Below are 17,039 nucleotides of genomic sequence, written 5' to 3'. Positions count from 1 at the left end.
GCTCCTGGTGCGACTTGGGACGGGGCACCCACCGCAACGCAACCACCAACGCAACCGGCAGCCGCCCAACGCACCAGGCGTGCCATCAACCCGCCAGCGGCGCGGTGCCCCCGATCAGATTGCCGGGGGTTCGGGGGCAGAGCCCCTGAGGGGAAGCACGCAACGCAAGCCGGCCGCCCGCATGGTGACCACCCGCCCGGCCGCACCCCGCACGGCAACCACCCGCCCAGCCGCACCCCGCACGGCAACCCCCCGCACGGCAAACCCCCTAAACAGCCCGCCGCTGAAAAGCCCCAACCCCCCGACAAACAAGATAAATGACAAAACTAACCGCAGTGACCAAAGCAGAAACCGGCAACCCAGGCTGCAAGGACAACAAAATCCCACCCACAGCAGCAAGCTCGGCAAAAACAACGGACAACACAGTGGCCCGCCAGGGAGAAGCGGTGATCCGCATGGCGGCAGCAGCAGGAGTGATCATCAACGCCAGCACGAGCAGGGCCCCCACGACCTGCACGGACAGCGCGGTGGCCACCCCGACCAGCACGGCGAAGACGATCGACAGAGCCCGAACCGGAACCCCGCGGGAAACAGCCACGTCGGGATCCACGGACGCGAAGAACAACGGCCGGTAGATGACGGCCAGCACGCCGAGAACGGCCACGGAGGACACGACGAGCAACGTCAGGTCGGTGGAGTCCACCCCGACGATCTGCCCGGTGAGCAACCCGAACTTGTTGGCGGCCCGTCCCTTGTAGAGGGCGAGCATCAGGATTCCCATCCCGAGTCCGAAAGCCAGGATGGCGCCGATGACCGAGTCCCGGTCGCTCTCCCGCCGGGACAGGACGCCGAGCAGAACGGCGGCGAGAATCGACCCGGCCAGCGCCCCGTAGCCGACCCCGACCCCGAGCAGCAGGGCGGCGGCGCCACCGGTGAAGGCCAGTTCGCTGGTCCCGTGCACCGCGAACGCCATCTTGCGCGTGACGACCAGCGGCCCGAGCACGCCGGCGACCAGGCCCAGCACCGCGGCGGCGAGCAGGGCGGTCTGCACGAAGTCGAGCTCGAGCAGGTCGAAGAAGGTCACGACGCCGCCTCGGCGGTCAGGTGGTGCGTCTGCTCCTCGCAGGCACCGGCACCCACCACGAGGATCTGGTCCCGCACCCGGACGACCTCGACGGGCGTCCGGTAGAGCTCGGACAACGTCCGGGAGTTCATGACCTCTTCCGGCGTCCCGATCCGGAACCGCCCGCCCACGAGGTACAGCACCCGGTCCACCAGCGGCAGCACGGGGTTCAGTTCGTGCGTGACGAAGAGAACCGCGGTGTCGGCCTCCCGCCGCCGCTTGTCGATCAGCTCGGACACCACCCGCTGGTTCGCGAGGTCCAGGGACAGCAGGGGCTCGTCGCACAGCAACACCGACGGGTCGCCGACCAGCGCCTGGGCGACCCGCAACCGCTGCTGCTCGCCGCCGGACAGCACCCCGATGGGCGAGTCCGCGTACCGCGTGCCGCCGACGGACTCGATGGCCGCGTCGACGCGGATCCGCCGCTCGCGCCGGGCCCGCAGGCCGAGCCCCCACCGGTGCCCGTCCAACCCGAGCCCGACGAGGTCGCGGCCGCGCAACGTCATCGACTGGTCCAGCGCTCGCTGCTGCGGGACGTACCCGATCGACCGGTTCCCGCCGGACACGGCCACGGACCCGGCCGAGAGCGGCTGCAGTCCGAGCAGCACGCGCATCAGGCTGGTCTTGCCGGACCCGTTGGGCCCGAGGACCGCGAGGAACTCACCCGGCGACACGTCGAGGTCGAGGCCGTCCCACAGGACCCGGTCGCCGTAGGACAGCCGGGCCCCGCGCAGCGAGATCGCGCTCATGCCTTGAGCGCCTGCGAGAGCGCATCCACCTGCTTGCTCATCCAGTCAAGGTAGCCGGTCACGCCCTCGGGCAGCGTCTCGGTGACCGCGACGACCGGCACGCCGGCGGACTTGGCCTTGTCGACGAGGCCCTTCGTGACCTGGTTCTCGGTCTGGGTGTTGTTGACCAGCACGTTCACCTGCTTGCCCTCGACCAGCTGGTTCATCGACGCGAGCGCGGCGGCCGGCACGTCCGACTCCTCCTCGATCGCCTTGCTGAACTCCTCCGGCGTGACGTCCTCGGCGCCGGTCTCGTCGAGCAGGTAGTGCGCGATCGGCTCGGTCGAGGCGACCTTCTTGCCGGCGCCGATGCCGTCGACCTTCTTCTCGAGCTCCTCGAGCTTGGCGGCGAAGTCGGCCGAGTTCTTCTCGAACGCGGCCTTCTTGTCCGGCGCGATGGCGGCGAGCTCGGTCGCCGCCGCCTGGGCCACCGCCTGGACGGTGTGCAGGTCGTACCAGACGTGCTCGTTCACGCTGTGGTCGTGGCCGTCGGCGTCGGGCGCCGCGCTGGTGGACGGCTCGCCGGCGTGGTCGTGCTCGCGCAGCGGGAACGCCTCGACCTTCTTGGTCGCGTCGTTGGTGATGAGCTTCGCGAAGAAGTCGTCGTAGCCGCCGCCGTTGAAGACGACGAGCTTCGCGTCCTTGACCAGGGCCGCGTCCGCGGGCTTGCTCTCGTAGGAGTGCGGGTCGGCGCTCGGGTCGTCGAGCAGCGCCTTGACCTCGACGTCGTCGCCGCCGACGGCCTTCACGACGCTGCCCCACACGTTGGTGGAGGCCACGACCTGGATCTTCCCGTTGTCGGCGGCCGGCGTGCTCGTGCCGCAGGCGGTCAGGCTGGCGACGGCGAGAGCGCCGACCAGAACGTTGCGGAGAGTCATCACGCGTCCCTCGATCAGGTAATGGAAACCGTTGTCGAGTTCATCTTACGACACGAAAAAGCCCCCGACGGTCACGCCGGGGGCTTTCGGGTGTGACTCACGCCTCCAGGCGCTCGCCCGATTCGGGGTGGAACAGGTGGATCTCGCTGTGGTCGCGGACGGCGACCTTGACGTGCTGGCCCAGGGTCGGCGGCGTGCGGCCGTCGACGCGGACGACGAAGCGCTGCGACGCGTCGCCGATCTTCACGGCGCCGTGCACGAGCGCGTCGGCGCCGAGCTCCTCGACCAGCTCGACGACCATCTCCATGCCCTCCTCGCTCGACGGCACGATGCCGAGCGCCTCGGGGCGGATGCCGAAGGTGACCTCGTCCAGACCACCGGCGGCGGCGATCGCGTCGCGCGAGAGCGGCACGATGACGCCGTCGAGCTTCGCGCCCTCCGACGTGATCGGCACGGTCTTGAGGTTCATGGCCGGCGAGCCGATGAAGCCCGCGACGAACGCGTTGGCCGGTCGGTCGTACAGCGCGCGGGGCGTGTCGCACTGCTGCAGCAGGCCGTCCTTGAGCACCGCGACGCGGTGGCCCATCGTCATGGCCTCGACCTGGTCGTGCGTGACGTAGATCGTGGTGGTGCCGAGGCGCTGCTGGAGGGCGGCGATGTTCGCGCGCGTCTCGACGCGGAGCTTGGCGTCCAGGTTGGACAGCGGCTCGTCCATGAGGAACACGGAGGGCTCGCGGACGATGGCGCGGCCCATGGCGACGCGCTGGCGCTGACCACCGGACAGGGCCTTCGGCTTGCGCTCCAGGTACTTGGTGAGGTCGAGCATCTTGGCGGCCTCTTCGACCTTCGCCTTGATCTCGGTCTTCGACACACCGCGCAGCTTGAGCGCGAAGCCCATGTTCTCGGCGACGGTCATGTGCGGGTAGAGCGCGTAGGACTGGAACACCATGGCGATGTCCCGGCCCTTCGGCGGCACGTTGGTGACGTCCTTGCCGCCGATGTGGATGGCGCCCTCGTCGACGTCCTCGAGACCCGCGAGCATGCGCAGCGCCGTCGACTTGCCGGAACCGGACGGCCCGACCAGCACCAGGAACTCGCCGTCGGCGACTTCGAGCGACAGCTCGTCGACCGCGCGGACCGGCGGGTTGCCGGAGAAGACCCGCGAAGCCTTGACGTAGGACACCTCAGCCATGTGACGCACCTTTCACCTTGTCTGGGCGCGACGTTAGGGATTGCAAGCGCTTACGGGAACAGCCGTAAGCGCTTACGTTCCCAGTCGAGACAACGTAAGCGCTTACGCCGGAACGCGTGCTCTGGTCAGCCCTTCACGGCGCCGGACGCGAGGCCCTGCACCAGGAACCGCTGCACCAGGTAGAACACGACGATCGCCGGGATCGCCACCAGGATGGACGCGGCGGCGAGGTGCCCCCACTCCGTCCTGTTCTGCTGCACGAACACCTGCAGCCCGACGGCCAGCGTCTTCGACTCGTCCGCGGCGGACAGGAACGCCGACGCGAACGCCACCTCGCCCCAGGCCGTCAGGAACGCGTAGAACGACGTCACGGCGAGACCGGGCTTCGCGAGCGGCAGGATCAGCCGCCAGAACACGCCGAACGGCGACAGGCCGTCCACGCGGCCGGCCTCGTCGATGTCGGCCGGCACCGTGTCGAAGTAGCCCTTCAGCATGTAGGTGCAGAACGGCACCGCGGTCGTGCAGTAGACCAGCACGAGGCCGATCGAGGTCCCGTTGAGCCCCAACGCGATCAGGATGTTGTAGAGCGGCACGATGAGCACCGCGAACGGGAACATCTGCACCAGCAGGAACGACATCATCAGGCCGCGCTTGCCGGGGAACCGGAACCGCGACGCCGCGTAGCCCGCCGTCGCCGAGATGAACACGCCGAGGACGGTCGTCATCAGCGCGATCAGCACGGAGTTGCCGAACCAGGCGAGGAAGTCGCCCTTCTCGCCGGACAGCACGCGGGTGTAGTTGTCCAAAGAGGACTCGTTGAACAGCTTGGGCGTCGGCTCGACCGCCCGCGCGTCCGGCTTCAGGGACGTGACGAACACCCAGAAGACCGGGAACACGGCGATGACCGAGGCGACGACCAGCGCCGCGTGCAGGGCGATGGACGCGCCCTTGGACCTGTCCGTGCGGCGCAGCCGCCGTTCGGGGGCCTGGACGACCTGGAGAGACGAAGCATCGAGCGTCACGTCACCACACCTCGCCCTGCTTGCGCAGCGCCCGCCGGTAGACCGTGGCGAACACCAACAACACCGAAAGGATCAGCACGCCGTAGGTCGACGCGATCGCGTAGTCGCGGGACGCGCCGGAGAAGAAGCGCTCGAACGCGTAGGTGACCAGGATCCGGGCGTTCGGGTTCGGACCCGCGATCAGGTAGATCACCGGGAACATGTTGAACGTCCAGATGATGCCCAGCAGCACCACCGTCGACGACACCGAGCGCAGGCCCGGCAGCGTCACGTGCCGGAACCGCTGCCACGGCGTCGCGCCGTCCACCTCGGCCGCCTCGTAGAGGTCGCTGGGGATCGACTGCAGGCCGCCCAGGAGCGCGACCATCATGAACGGCACGCCGAGCCACGTGTTCACGATGATCACCGACACCAGCGCCCAGTTCGACTGGCCGAGCCACACCGGGTCCGGCAGCCCCACGGAGCGCAGGAGCTGGTTGATGATGCCGTACTGCGCGTTGAACATGTACTTCCACGCGAACGCGCTGATGAACGCGGGCACGGCCCACGGCAGGATCAGCAGCACGCGGTAGAGCGCCCGGCCGCGCACCTGGCGGTTGAGCAGCATCGCGAGGCCCAGGCCGATCGTGTAGTGCAGGACCACGCAGGAGAACGTCCAGATCAGCGTGCGGACCAGCGTGCCCCAGAACGACCCGAACGACTCGCCGCCCGACAGGACGTTGAGGTAGTTCTTGAACCCCACCACGTCGTAGGTCGACGGCCGGTCGAGGATCGGGTTGGCGATGTTGCCCTCGTTGATGTTCGTGAAGGTGAAGAACACGCCCTGCGCGAGCGGGTAGAGCACCAACACCGCGATGACCACCACGACCGGCAGCACCATCGCATACGCGTACCAGTACCTGTCCAGGAACCGACGCACCGAGACTCCCCTCAGGCGAACGGCCGGGGCGCGAACCCCGGCCGTTCAGCACGATCAGCCGATGGAGTACTCGGGGAGGACCTTGTCCTTGTACGACTTGGCGACGTCGTCAAGGGCGGTCTTGGCGTCCTTCTTGCCGGCCAGGAAGTCGGCGTAGCCGATCTTCAGCGGGTCGAAGAGCTCGCCGCCCTCGGGGATCCACGGACGCTCGTGCGCGGTCTTGGTGACCGGCTCGAACGCGGTCACGACGGCGTTCGACTTGACGTCGGCGTTCTGGTAGGCCGACTTGCGGGTCGGCAGCAGGCCGAGCTCCTTGGCGATGGTGGCCTGCGACTCGACCGACGCCATGCACTGGATGAACTTGATCGACGACTGCTTCGCCTTGGTGGCCTTGCGGATCACGTAGTCGTGACCGCCGACCGGCGCGCTGCCCTTGCCCGCGGACGGGCCGGGGACCGGGGCGATGCCGAGGTTCGCCGGGTCGCTGAACGCGGCGCCCTTGAGGTAGTCGGCGACGGCCCACGGACCGTTGACGACCATGGCGGCCTCGCCGGAGGAGAACGCGGCCTGCATGTTCGAGTACGAGTTCGTCGCGTCGAGCGCCGTGGTCGCGGCCTTGCCGTCGAGCAGGCCCTTCGCGGTCTCCAGCGCCTTCACGTTCTGCGCGGAGTTCACGACGATCTTCTTGGCGGACGCGTCGACCAGGTCGCCGCCCCCGCCGTAGATGAACGGCAGCGCGTAGTACGCGTCGTTGTTGAGGAAGAACGCCTTCTCGCCGCCCAGCTTGGCGGCCGCGGTCTTGAGCTCGTCCCACGTCTTCGGCGGCTCGACACCGGCGTCGGCGAGCTTCTTCTTGTTGTACAGCAGCGCGAGCGAGTCGGTGACCTGCGGCACGGCGTAGGTCTTGCCCTCGTACTTCGTGGAGCCCAGCGGGGCGTCCAGGAAGTCGGAGGTGTCCTTCGCGAGGTCGGTGTCGGACAGGTCCTCGACCAGGCTGAGCTTCGCGAGCTGCGGCACCCACGCGACCTCGGAGCGGAAGACGTCGGGGCCCTGACCACCCTGGGCGGCGGTCTTGTAGTTGTTGAGCGCGCCGTCGAACGCCTGCGTCTCGACCTTGACCTTGTAGCCGTCCTTGGTGGCGCAGCCTTCCGCGATCTTCTTGAACACGGGGCTCTCGTTGGGGCCACTGGTGTCCCAGAACGTCACTTCGCCCGAGTCGGATCCGCTGTTGCTCGACCCACCGCCCCCGCAGGCGGTGAGAACGAGGGCGACACCCGTCGCCATGGCGGTCACGAGGGTTGTCCGTCGCATCGTTGCTGCCGTTCCCTCCAGCTGACCTCATCTCCCGGTTGAGATGAGGGCCTTGCAAGTTTTTGCGAGAATGTTGCGGGCGATTTCACTACCCGAAGCATGGTCAGGTCAAGACGTCGACCGTAACCAAGCCGTAACGGCCCGGTCTTGCACACGCTCATTGCAAAAATTTTCTGAACACGGCAGGCTTGCGCCGAACCAAGCGTGAGCAGGGAGGCAACGTGTCCGGACTGTCCGAGATCGCCAGGGCAGCCGGGGTGTCCATCTCCACCGTCAGCCGAGTTCTCAACAGGCGCGCGGGTGTGAACGAGGAGACCAGGCAGCGGGTGCTGTCGGTGCTCGCGGAGATGCCGTACACCCCGCGCGGACTCGGTGCGCTGCAACGCACCGGCGTGATCGGCCTGCTCGTGCCGGAGCTCTCGAACCCGGTCTTCCCCGCGTTCGCCGAGGCGCTCGAGACGCGGGCCGCCCGCCTGGGCTACTCCTCGCTGCTGTGCAACACCCGCAGCGGCGCGCCGATGGGCGAGGAGGAGTACGTGCGGATGCTGCTGGCCCGCGGCGTCGAGGGCATGGTGTTCGTGTCGCCGGAGATCACCAACGTCGAGGTGCCGCTCGGCCAGGCGCCGCGCCCGAGCTACTACGCGAAGCTCCTCGCCGACGGCGTGCACATGGTGTTCCTCAACGGCGCCACGCCCGCGCTGGACGTGCCGGACGTGACCGTGGACGAACAGCTCGCGGGCTACACGGCCACCAAGCACCTGATCGACCTGGGCCACGAGCGGATCGGGTTCGTGTCGGGCCCGGCGCGGTCCCTGCCCTCGCGCCTGAAGCGCGCCGGCTGGGCGGCCGCGCTGGAGGAGAACCACCTGCCGGCGGGGTCGGAGTACGTCTCGCACGGGTCGTTCAGCGCGGAGGGCGGAGGCGTGGCCGTGGCGAAGCTGCTGGACACGGTGTCGCCGACCGCGGTGATCTGCTCGTCGGACCACATGGCGCTCGGGGTGATGCGCGAAGCACACCAACGAGGGATCTCCGTACCGGACGACCTGTCCGTCGTCGGGTTCGACGACATCCCGCTGGCCGCCTACTCCTCGCCCGCTTTGACGACCCTCGCGCAGCCGATCGAGGAGATGGCGGCGGCCGCGATCGACGAGCTCGTGCTGCGCCTCGACCCGGATCGCCGCAGGCAGGGCACCGACAACTACACCCGCGTGTTCCGCCCGCGGCTCGTCGCGAGGGAGTCCAGCGCACCACCGCGGCGTTGACCCCATTGGTCTGGACCAAATTCTGAACAAGGCAGATGGGCCAACCTGCGCGGATGCGTCATCCGAGGGACGCAGGTCACCCTGACTTCACGAATTGGTTCTGAACCGTTACGGTCCTTTCATGGCGCGGTCGATGCATGTGCGACGTCCGGCAACGTTGGCCTCTCTGGCCGCTGAGCTGGGCGTTTCCCGGACAACGGTGTCCAACGCGTACAACCGGCCCGACCAGCTCTCGCCCGAGCTGCGTCGGCGGGTGTTGGACACGGCCCGAAGGCTGGGTTATCCCGGCCCGGATCCTGTGGCGCGCTCGTTGCGCACGCGCAAGGCCGGGGCGGTGGGGCTGCTGCTCACCGAGAACCTCTCCTACGCGTTCCGCGACCCGGCCGCGATCGGCTTCCTGGAGGGCCTCGCGCTGGCGTGCGAGGACGCCGGCACCGGTCTGCTGCTGGTCCCCGCCAACCCGGAACGCGAGGACGTCGCGTCCGTCCACCGCGCGGGCGTCGACGGCTTCGTCGTCTACTCCGTGCCGGACGACGACCCGCACCTCGCCGCCGTGCTGGAGCGCCCCGTCCCGACCGTGGTCTGCGACCAGCCGGACCTCGGCACGGTCGACCGCGTCGGCATCGACGACCGCGGCGCGATGTACGAGCTCGCGAAGCACCTCATCGGCCTGGGCCACCGCCGCATCGGCGTCGTGTGCATGCGCCTGGCGCGCGACCGCAACGACGGCTTCGTGACCCCCGACCGCCAGCACGCCGCGCACTTCCACGTGCAGCGCAACCGCCTGTCCGGCCTCGCCGAGGCGTTCAGCGAGGCGGGCGTCGACTGGTCGCAGGTGCCCGTCGTCGAGCGCTTCGACCACAACATGGCCTCCGGCGCGTCCGGCGCCGCCCAGGTCCTCGACCGCGACCCGCAGGTCACCGCGTTGATCTGCACCTCGGACGTGCTGGCGCTGGGTGCGCTGACCGAGGCCGCCCGCCGCGGCCTGCGCGTGCCGCACGACATCACCGTGACCGGCTTCGACGGCATCCGCGCCGGCGAGGAGGCCGGGCTCACGACGGTCCGCCAGCCGGTGCTCGAGAAGGGCCGCGCCGCCGGCAAGCTGCTGCTCGACGCCAACGAGCGGTCGCGCCCGCGGTCGGTGAACCTGGCGACCGAGCTGATCATCGGCAAGACGTCGGCGGGTCCGCGCGGAGGTGCCGAGGAGCGCTGGTTCGGCCCGTGAGCCGTCAGCGCTCGAGCCGGAAGACTACGGGTGAGCTGGTCCTCCCGGCCAGCTTCGCCACCAGCAGGTAGTCGCCGGGCCCGACCCTGGTGTGCGCCCCGCAGCCGGGCTGCGAGGTGGACCCGGCCCACGTCGTGCCGTAGTTGAAGGCCTCCTTGGGCTGCATCACCCGCACCTCGTTGCCCTCCGCCGACAGGCAGTGGTTGCTGGACCACAGGACGGTCGCGCCGTCCGCGGTCAGCACCGTCAGCTCGCGGTGCGCGCGGCCGATGTCCCTGATGCACGGCGCTGGCCCGTTGTTGACGATGTCCATCGACAGTTCCGGCTGGTCACCGAGGGTGTAGAAGGGCTTGTTGGCCTTCGCGACGACCCCGATCACGTCGTCCGGGCAGGGCTGCGGCGGTCCGGGAGGCGGGGCCGGGGGCGTCGTCTCGACCGGCGCGGGCGGCGTGGTCGAGGACGAGGCGGCAGCGGACTCGGACAGGCTCGGCGGCGGGTTGGAGGCCGACGTGGCGGCCGCGTTCGTCGGCTGCGCGGACTGCTCGTCCGAGGAGAACATCCCGACGATCCAGATCAAGAGCACCAGAGTGGCCAGCGCGGCCCCGATCGCGGCGATGCGGCGGCGCCAGTACACCGTGGACGGCAGCGGTCCTGTGGGCTCGATCACGGCCCCGAACGTAACGGCAGCCGATGGATTCCAGGCGCAGGCGAGCCTAGCTCGATCCGGTGAACGTGATATGGACCGGAACCCCTTGTGAACGAGCACCAACTCCAGTTCCATCGCCTGGGGGTCCGCCGGTAGGCCATGGAGGTGTGTCATGACCGCGATCGACGAGCTGCTCAAGCGGAACTACGAACTCGGGAACGTGGTTCCCGGAGACCGTTCGTCCGCGCGGCCTTCCCTGCAGGTGGCGATTCTGACCTGCATGGACTCGCGCATCCGGGTGTTCGAGATCTTCGGCTTGCAGCAGGGCGAGGCGCACGTGCTGCGCAACGCGGGCGGGGTCGTCACCGACGACGCCATCCGGTCGCTGGCGCTGAGCCAGCGCAAGCTGGGCACCCGCGAGGTGCTGCTGGTGCACCACACGAACTGCGGCCTCGAGATGGTCACCGAGGACGAGTTCAAGGACGAGCTGGAGGCCGACACGGGCCTGCGCCCCACCTGGGCCGTCGAGGCGTTCAAGGTGGTCGAGCAGAGCGTGCGCGGCTCGATGGCGCGGCTGCGCCGCAGCCCGTTCATCCCCCACACCGACAAGATCCGCGGCTTCGTCTACGACGTGCACACCGGCGAGCTGCGCGAGGTCGACGCGGCCGAGACCGCCGCCGCCTGATCCGCTTTGCGAAGGGGCCCCTCCGGGGGCCCTTTCCGTTGCGCGACAATGGGCGGCGATGAATCACGAGTTGCTGTTGGGCTGGTGGGACACCGCAGCCCGCGACCTTCCGTGGCGCCGTCCGGAGTGCACGGCCTGGGGCGTGCTGGTCAGCGAGATCATGCTGCAGCAGACGCCGGTCTCCCGAGTGGAGCCGATCTGGCACGAGTGGCTGGCGAAGTGGCCGGTGCCGTCCGCGATGGCCGCGTCATCCCAGGGCGAGGTGCTGCGCATGTGGGGCAAGCTCGGCTACCCCCGCCGCGCGCTGAGGCTGCACGAGGCCGCCACCGCCATCGCCCGCGACCACGACGACGTGGTGCCGTCGGACATCTCGGTCCTGGAGTCGCTGCCCGGCATCGGCAGCTACACGGCCCGTGCGGTGGCCACGTTCGCGTACGGGCAGAAGTGCGCCGTCGTCGACACGAACGTCCGCCGCGTCGTCGCGCGCGCTGTGCACGGTGCCGGTGACGCCGGTCCGCCGTCCACCAAGCGCGACCTGCGCGACGTCGAGGCGATCCTGCCCGAGGACCAGGAGGACGCCGCCGTGTTCTCGGCCGCGCTGATGGAGCTCGGGGCGTTGATCTGCACGGCGAAGAACCAGAAGTGCGCCGACTGCCCGCTGTACGCGGAGTGTGCCTGGCAGCTGGCCGGACGGCCTGCCTACGCCGGGCCGGAGAAGAAGGTGCAGAAGTTCGCCGGCACCGACCGCCAGGTGCGCGGCAGGCTGCTGGACGTGCTGCGAGGCGCGCCGGGGCCGGTGCCCAAGCTGCAGCTGGACGTCGTCTGGAACGACGTGACGCAGCGCGAGAAGTGCCTGGCCTCGCTGCTGGACGACGGCCTGGTCGAGCAGACGCGGGACGGCCTGTTCGCACTGCCCGGGGAGCACTGATGCACGCGCTGGTGGCGTTCTTCGACGACGAGGCGGACAGGAAGGTCCGCGAGCTGCAAACCCGAGTCGGGGGCGAGTTCCGCTACCCACCGCACCTCACCTACGCCGTGGCGAGCACCATCGGCCCCAAGGTCCGCAAGGAGCTGCGCGAAGACCTGGACCGGCTGTGGCTGCCGGACCTGTACCTGCACACCCTGAGCACCTTCTCCACGTCGGAGAACGTCCTGATGCTGGCGGCGGTGGTGGACACCGAACTGCTGGCGGTCCACTCCGCCATCCACGACGTCCTGGCGAGCAAGGTCAAGAACCCGAGCGCCTACTACCTGCCGGGCAACTGGGTCCCGCACTGCACGCTCGTCCACGACGTCGACGACGAGGCGATGAAGGCGGCGTTCGCGAAGGTCTTCCCGGTCGAGCCGATCCGCGCGAAGGTCCGCGAGGTCTCGATCGTCGACACTCAGACCGGCGAGATCGACGTGCTCAAGAAGGCCTCCACGGCCCCGCGGTAGACCCACGGCGCACTGTCGTGCACGACGTGACCGGCTTCCTCGACGTAGAGGTACTGGCCGCGCGACCGCCGGGCCGCCTCGGCCATCTGCCCCGGTAGCTGGCCGCCCCTGCCCGCCTCGACCACCAGGGACGGGCACCGCACGGCGTCGACGAACTCCCAGTACGTCCGCGTGCCCCAGTGGCCGGCGATCTCGTACAGGTCGTCGAGCGAGGCGATCAGGTGCCAGCCGTCCTCGCGCTCCTCGAAGTACTCGGCGAACAGCGGCGAGCCGAAGTACGACGTCACGTGCGACAGCGATCGGAACGGCACCGGCCAGGCGTCGAAGAGCCACCTCCACTCGTCGACCGTGCGGCCGGAGTTGTCCGGCGCGAAGTCCTCGACCACAATCGCGCGCACCAGGTCCGGACGGGTCGCCGCGAGACACCACGCGTGCAGCCCGCCCATGGAGTGCCCGATCACCACGGCGGGGCCGAGGCCGAGCTCCTCGACGGCGGCAGCGGCGTCGGCGACGAAGTCCTCGGTGCGGAACGGTCCCCGCCGCGGGTTGCGGCCGTGCCCGCGCTGGTCGATCGCGACCACCCGGCCGAACGGCCTCAGCCACTGCGCGACCGGCCACCAGGCGGTGGCCCTGCTCATCAGGCCGTGCAGGAGCAGCACGCCCTGACCCGTTCCGCCGAACTCCACCACCGACACAGGGATGATTAACGCATGAAGGCCCGCCCGTACCTGATCGCCCTGGTGTTGATCGTGCTCGTCGCAGGTCTGCTCGTCGTGTTCAGAACGCCCGGCGGCGACCCCGCGAACCAGCAGCGCCGGGAGACGTCGCCGCAGGCGGCGGTGGAGGCCGGCGCGGGCGCGGGCGACGCCTACTACCCGACGGACGGCAACAGCGGCTACGACGTCACGCTCTACGACCTCGCGATCACCTACGACCCGGAGTCGAAGCGGCTCGACGGCGTCGCGACGATCACCGCGACCGCGTCGGACGACCTGTCGCGCTTCAACCTCGACCTGGAGGGGCTGGAGGTCAGCGAGGTGAAGGTCGGCGACCAGCCGGCGAAGTTCGCCACCGAGGGCGACCACGAGCTGGTGATCACGCCCGCCGCGCCGCTCGCCAAGGGCAAGCCCTTCACCACCGTCGTCACCTACGGCGGCGAGCCGACGACGATCAACGACGCGTCGCTCGGCCGCAGCGGCTGGCAGATCTCGTCGACCGGTGGCGCGTTCGCGGCGGGGCAGCCGCACTCCGCGACGACGTGGTTCCCCGCCAACGACACCCCGCGCGACAAGGCGGCGCTGAAGGTCTCCGCACGGGTGCCCGACGGCTGGACGGCGATCTCCAACGGCCTGGAGAGCCCACCCAAGCGCGACGGCGGCTGGACGACGTTCACCTGGACCGAGGAGACACCGCTCGCGACGTACCTGGCGACCGTCGCGATCGACAAGTTCGAGGTCGTGCGCTCGAAGCTGCCCAGCGGCACGCCGGTGGTCGACGCGTACGCGCCCGGCACGTCCGCTTCGAAGAAGCCGATCCAGTCGCAGCTGCCGGAGGTCCTCGCGTACCTGGAGACGAAGTTCGGGCCGTACCCGCAGCGCGCAGCCGGCGGCATCTGGGTGGCGGACCAGATCGGGTTCTCGCTGGAGACGCAGACCAGGCCGATCTACGCGTCGTGGGCGGACCTGGAGACGGTCGTGCACGAGAACGCCCACCAGTGGTTCGGCGACTCGGTGTCCATCGAGAACTGGGCGGACATCTGCCTCAACGAGTGCCTCGCCTCCTACTCGCAGTGGCTGTGGCTGGAGAAGGACGGCACCGACCTCGACCAGCGCTACCGCGACCAGGTCGAGCAGCGGCGCGAGCGGTCGTCGTTCTGGGCGCCGAAGCTCTACGACATGGGCAAGGGCAACGAGTTCCGGGGCGTCTACGACAAGGGCATCCTCGCGATGCACGCGCTGCGCAAGCAGGTCGGCGACGACGTGTTCTTCAAGGCCCTGCAGTCGTGGGTCGCGAAGCACCGCGACTCCAACGCCTCGTGGCCCGAGTTCGAGAAACACCTGAACGAGGCGTCCGGGCAGGACCTCACGGCGTTCTTCAAGGCGTGGTTCCACGAGTCGGGCATCCCCGGCGAGCAGTTCCTGCTACCTGTCGGTGTCCGCCGCTAGAGTCGACGTCATGGCAGTCGTGAAGATCAACGCGATCAAGGTCCCCGAGGGCAACGGCCCCGAGCTCGAGAAGCGGTTCGCCGCCCGCCTCGGCGCGGTCGACGGCGAGCCGGGCTTCCTCGGCTTCGAGCTCCTGCGGCCGGTCGCGGGCGAGGACCGCTACTTCGTCGTCACGCACTGGGAGACGCACGAGGACTTCGTGGCGTGGCGCGACGGCCAGGCCGGTGCGGCGGCGCACTCCGGTGAGCGCGCGCGGCCCGTGTCCTCCGGTGCGGACCTGCTGGAGTTCGAGGTCGTGCTGGGGAGCAAGCCCAAGCAGTGATCGAGGAGTCCTACGACAGAGCCGCCGAGCTCATCGCCGGCGCGGACGCCGTGCTCGTCTGCGCCGGTGCCGGCATCGGGGTCGACTCCGGTCTCCCCGACTTCCGCGGCACCGAGGGCTTCTGGCGGGCTTACCCGCCCTACGAACGGCTCGGGCTGCGGTTCGAGGAGATCGCCGATCCCGTGCACTTCGCCGACGACCCCGAGCTGGCCTGGGGTTTCTACGGCCACCGGCTGCACCTGTACCGCGACACCACGCCGCACGAGGGTTTCGAGGTCCTGCGGTCGTGGGGCGCGCGCGTCTTCACGTCCAACGTGGACGGCCAGTTCCAGAAGGCCGGCTTCACCGACGTGGCCGAGGTCCACGGGTCGATCCACCACGCCCAGTGCGTGGAACCGTGCACCGACGAGATCTGGGAGTGCGACTTCGACGTCGAGGTCGACCCCGGGTCGATGCGGGCGGTCGGCGCGCTGCCGTCGTGCCCGCGGTGCGGCGGACTGGCCCGGCCCAACATCCTCATGTTCGGCGACTGGGGCTGGGTGCCGCACCGCAGCCAGGCGCAGCTCGACGCGCTGAACGAGTGGCGGCGGGCGCAGCGGAACCTGGTCGTCGTCGAGATCGGCGCGGGCACCGCGGTGCCGACCGTGCGGCGTCAGGCGGAGCTGGCCAGCGCGGCGTCCGGGGCGCTGGTCCGGATCAACGTGCGCGAGCCCGACGTCCGCCACGGCCGGGGCGTGTCGCTGCCGGTCGGTGCGCTCGAGGCCCTCAGAACCTTGGCACGACGAACTGCGTGACGATCGCCCGGTGGTCGCTGCCGGGCACGTTGAACACGTCGAGCGTGTCCACCAGGATCTTCGAGTCCACCAGCACGTGGTCGATGGTGACCGGCGGCGGCCAGATCCCGCCCGCGCTCGGCCAGGTGTGGATCAGCCCCTTGCCGACCTGGTCGGCGGCGTCCACGTAGCCCTTGTTCAGCAGGCGCGTGAGGCCCACGTGGTCGAGCGTGGCGTTGAAGTCGCCGGCGAGCACCCTGATCGCACCGGTCGAGTCGGGTGAGGGCAGCCCGGCCAGCTCCCGCTGCCACGCTTCCGGCCCCTCGCTGACCACCGGCGGCAACGGGTGCACCGAGACGACCTCGATGTCCTTGCCCGGCAGGTCGACCAGGGCCGCGGCCTGCTGCAACGTGCCCGGCGGCGTGAGGGTGCGCTGCTGGAGCGGGTAGCGCGAGGCGATGCCGCTGCCCGACCCGCCCGGCTCGTCGAGGAAGACGCGGTTCGGCAGCACCTGGTCCAGCCCGGCCCGTTCGAGGTCGCGCACCATCGCCGGCGTCAGTTCCTGCATGGCGAGGATGTCGACCCCGCGGGCCTTGACCTCCCGCATCACGGCCTCGGCGTCCGCGATGCCCGTCAGCAGGTTCGACGTCATCAGCCTGACCTGTTGCCCGACGCCGTTCGGCCGGGCGTCGGGGAACGCCCGCGGCACCACGTTCGCGACCATCACCACACCCACCAGGGTCATCGTGAGGCCGACGACCCACCGCTTGCGGAACAGCGCGAACAGTCCGACGAGCAGCCCGGCGACGGTGATGTACGGGGTCAGCGACGTCGCGGCGATCATGTACCGGTTGCCGTCGATGCCGAGCAGCCGGACCATCGCCGCCACGACGAAGAGGATCGCGCACACGACCAGCAGGAACGTGACGAACCCGCTCTTGCGCGCCTTCACCTCGGTGGTGACCACGCCGTGCAGTCTCGCCGAGTGCTCGTCAGTCTCCGGTGTGGTCTCCACGATCGGGGGACGGTTGGCACCGCCCGCACGTTGCCCCGGCCGGCGTTATCAGACCCCTCGGTCATGCTGTCCCCCAGCCGATCAGAGGCGGGCCCTGGTCGAACGCCTGTACCCGGCGCACGACCTCCGCCCGATCGCCGACGGCAGCCTCGACTTCGCCGACCCGCGAGGCGGCCGGCCGCGCGCTCCACCTGCACGCCGTGCACAGCGTCGCCGACTTCTTCGCCCACGCGATCTGGGAGCCCGACGGTCGGGGTGCCGCGGGCGGTCTTCGGC

General features: G+C 69.6%; 19 protein-coding genes. 8 read left to right on the top strand and 11 right to left on the bottom strand.

Annotation, left to right across the window (positions count from 1 at the left end):
• Positions 1-268: 268 nt before the first annotated feature.
• The 7 genes from ACFWGZ_RS29290 to ACFWGZ_RS29260 form a co-directional block, all read right to left on the bottom strand.
• Entirely contained in the window at positions 269-1,084 is an 816-nt protein-coding gene (locus ACFWGZ_RS29290; RefSeq protein ID WP_382454805.1) for a metal ABC transporter permease, read from the bottom strand.
• A complete protein-coding gene (locus ACFWGZ_RS29285) occupies positions 1,081-1,872 on the bottom strand; it encodes a metal ABC transporter ATP-binding protein (RefSeq protein ID WP_382454804.1) in 792 nt (263 codons plus the stop codon). The genes ACFWGZ_RS29290 and ACFWGZ_RS29285 overlap by 4 nt, the downstream gene beginning before the upstream one ends.
• The gene (locus tag ACFWGZ_RS29280; RefSeq protein WP_382454803.1) at positions 1,869-2,789 is read right to left on the bottom strand and encodes a metal ABC transporter solute-binding protein, Zn/Mn family; all 921 of its coding nucleotides are present in this window, start codon (positions 2,787-2,789) and stop codon (positions 1,869-1,871) included. The genes ACFWGZ_RS29285 and ACFWGZ_RS29280 overlap by 4 nt, the downstream gene beginning before the upstream one ends.
• 97 nt (positions 2,790-2,886) lie before the next feature.
• Positions 2,887-3,981: an ABC transporter ATP-binding protein gene (locus ACFWGZ_RS29275; RefSeq protein ID WP_382454802.1), complete on the bottom strand. Its 1,095-nt coding sequence runs from the start codon at positions 3,979-3,981 to the stop codon at positions 2,887-2,889.
• Positions 3,982-4,106: 125 nt separating this feature from the next.
• Positions 4,107-5,003 carry a sugar ABC transporter permease gene (locus tag ACFWGZ_RS29270; RefSeq protein ID WP_382454801.1) on the bottom strand — a complete coding sequence of 299 codons (897 nt, stop codon included), beginning with the start codon at positions 5,001-5,003 and terminating at the stop codon, positions 4,107-4,109.
• A gap of 1 nt (position 5,004) precedes the next feature.
• Positions 5,005-5,922 (bottom strand): carbohydrate ABC transporter permease, encoded by a 918-nt coding sequence (locus tag ACFWGZ_RS29265; RefSeq protein WP_382454800.1) that lies wholly within the window; start codon positions 5,920-5,922, stop codon positions 5,005-5,007.
• Between the two features lie 54 nt (positions 5,923-5,976).
• Positions 5,977-7,089: an extracellular solute-binding protein gene (locus ACFWGZ_RS29260; RefSeq protein ID WP_382454799.1), complete on the bottom strand. Its 1,113-nt coding sequence runs from the start codon at positions 7,087-7,089 to the stop codon at positions 5,977-5,979.
• 365 nt (positions 7,090-7,454) lie between these two features.
• Here ACFWGZ_RS29260 and ACFWGZ_RS29255 point away from each other — a divergent pair, with 365 nt between their 5' ends.
• Together ACFWGZ_RS29255 and ACFWGZ_RS29250 are read left to right on the top strand one after the other, a co-directional pair.
• Positions 7,455-8,495 (top strand): LacI family DNA-binding transcriptional regulator, encoded by a 1,041-nt coding sequence (locus tag ACFWGZ_RS29255; protein WP_382454798.1) that lies wholly within the window; start codon positions 7,455-7,457, stop codon positions 8,493-8,495.
• Positions 8,496-8,616: 121 nt separating this feature from the next.
• Entirely contained in the window at positions 8,617-9,720 is a 1,104-nt protein-coding gene (locus ACFWGZ_RS29250) for a LacI family DNA-binding transcriptional regulator (protein WP_382454797.1), read from the top strand.
• Positions 9,721-9,724: 4 nt separating this feature from the next.
• Here ACFWGZ_RS29250 and ACFWGZ_RS29245 read toward each other — a convergent pair whose 3' ends face one another.
• Positions 9,725-10,387, bottom strand: coding sequence for a hypothetical protein (locus ACFWGZ_RS29245; protein WP_382454796.1), 663 nt, complete (start codon positions 10,385-10,387; stop codon positions 9,725-9,727).
• Positions 10,388-10,538: 151 nt separating this feature from the next.
• Here ACFWGZ_RS29245 and ACFWGZ_RS29240 point away from each other — a divergent pair, with 151 nt between their 5' ends.
• From ACFWGZ_RS29240 to ACFWGZ_RS29230, 3 genes are read left to right on the top strand one after another with little or no spacing between them, the layout of a single operon-like run.
• On the top strand, positions 10,539-11,051 hold the full coding sequence (locus ACFWGZ_RS29240; protein WP_382454795.1) for a beta-class carbonic anhydrase: 513 nt from the start codon (positions 10,539-10,541) through the stop codon (positions 11,049-11,051).
• A gap of 58 nt (positions 11,052-11,109) precedes the next feature.
• Positions 11,110-11,979, top strand: coding sequence for an A/G-specific adenine glycosylase (locus ACFWGZ_RS29235; RefSeq protein ID WP_382454794.1), 870 nt, complete (start codon positions 11,110-11,112; stop codon positions 11,977-11,979).
• Entirely contained in the window at positions 11,979-12,488 is a 510-nt protein-coding gene (locus ACFWGZ_RS29230) for a 2'-5' RNA ligase family protein (protein ID WP_382454793.1), read from the top strand. The genes ACFWGZ_RS29235 and ACFWGZ_RS29230 overlap by 1 nt, the downstream gene beginning before the upstream one ends.
• On the opposite strand, the gene ACFWGZ_RS29225 is transcribed toward ACFWGZ_RS29230, so the two are convergent.
• Positions 12,437-13,183: an alpha/beta fold hydrolase gene (locus ACFWGZ_RS29225; protein WP_382454792.1), complete on the bottom strand. Its 747-nt coding sequence runs from the start codon at positions 13,181-13,183 to the stop codon at positions 12,437-12,439. The genes ACFWGZ_RS29230 and ACFWGZ_RS29225 overlap by 52 nt on opposite strands.
• A gap of 15 nt (positions 13,184-13,198) precedes the next feature.
• On the opposite strand from ACFWGZ_RS29225, the gene ACFWGZ_RS29220 reads away from it, so the two are divergent.
• From ACFWGZ_RS29220 to ACFWGZ_RS29210, 3 genes are read left to right on the top strand one after another with little or no spacing between them, the layout of a single operon-like run.
• A complete protein-coding gene (locus ACFWGZ_RS29220) occupies positions 13,199-14,653 on the top strand; it encodes a M1 family metallopeptidase (RefSeq protein ID WP_382454791.1) in 1,455 nt (484 codons plus the stop codon).
• A 10-nt stretch (positions 14,654-14,663) separates the two neighbouring features.
• Positions 14,664-14,975, top strand: coding sequence for an antibiotic biosynthesis monooxygenase family protein (locus ACFWGZ_RS29215; protein WP_382454790.1), 312 nt, complete (start codon positions 14,664-14,666; stop codon positions 14,973-14,975).
• Positions 14,975-15,769 (top strand): NAD-dependent deacetylase, encoded by a 795-nt coding sequence (locus ACFWGZ_RS29210; protein WP_382454806.1) that lies wholly within the window; start codon positions 14,975-14,977, stop codon positions 15,767-15,769. Before ACFWGZ_RS29215 ends, ACFWGZ_RS29210 begins: the two co-directional genes overlap by 1 nt.
• Here ACFWGZ_RS29210 and ACFWGZ_RS29205 read toward each other — a convergent pair.
• Together ACFWGZ_RS29205 and ACFWGZ_RS29200 are read right to left on the bottom strand one after the other, a co-directional pair.
• A complete protein-coding gene (locus ACFWGZ_RS29205) occupies positions 15,741-16,715 on the bottom strand; it encodes an endonuclease/exonuclease/phosphatase family protein (protein WP_382454789.1) in 975 nt (324 codons plus the stop codon). The two genes, ACFWGZ_RS29210 and ACFWGZ_RS29205, sit on opposite strands and share 29 nt — an antisense overlap.
• A gap of 109 nt (positions 16,716-16,824) precedes the next feature.
• A partial coding sequence (locus ACFWGZ_RS29200; protein ID WP_382454788.1) for a hypothetical protein occupies positions 16,825-17,039 on the bottom strand: 215 nt, incomplete at its 5' end.

This window comes from Lentzea sp. NPDC060358, assembly GCF_042725365.1.
Lineage (GTDB): Bacteria > Actinomycetota > Actinomycetes > Mycobacteriales > Pseudonocardiaceae > Lentzea.
Note: the sequence above shows the minus strand (reverse complement) of the source record. Positions and strands in the feature narration are given on the sequence as shown.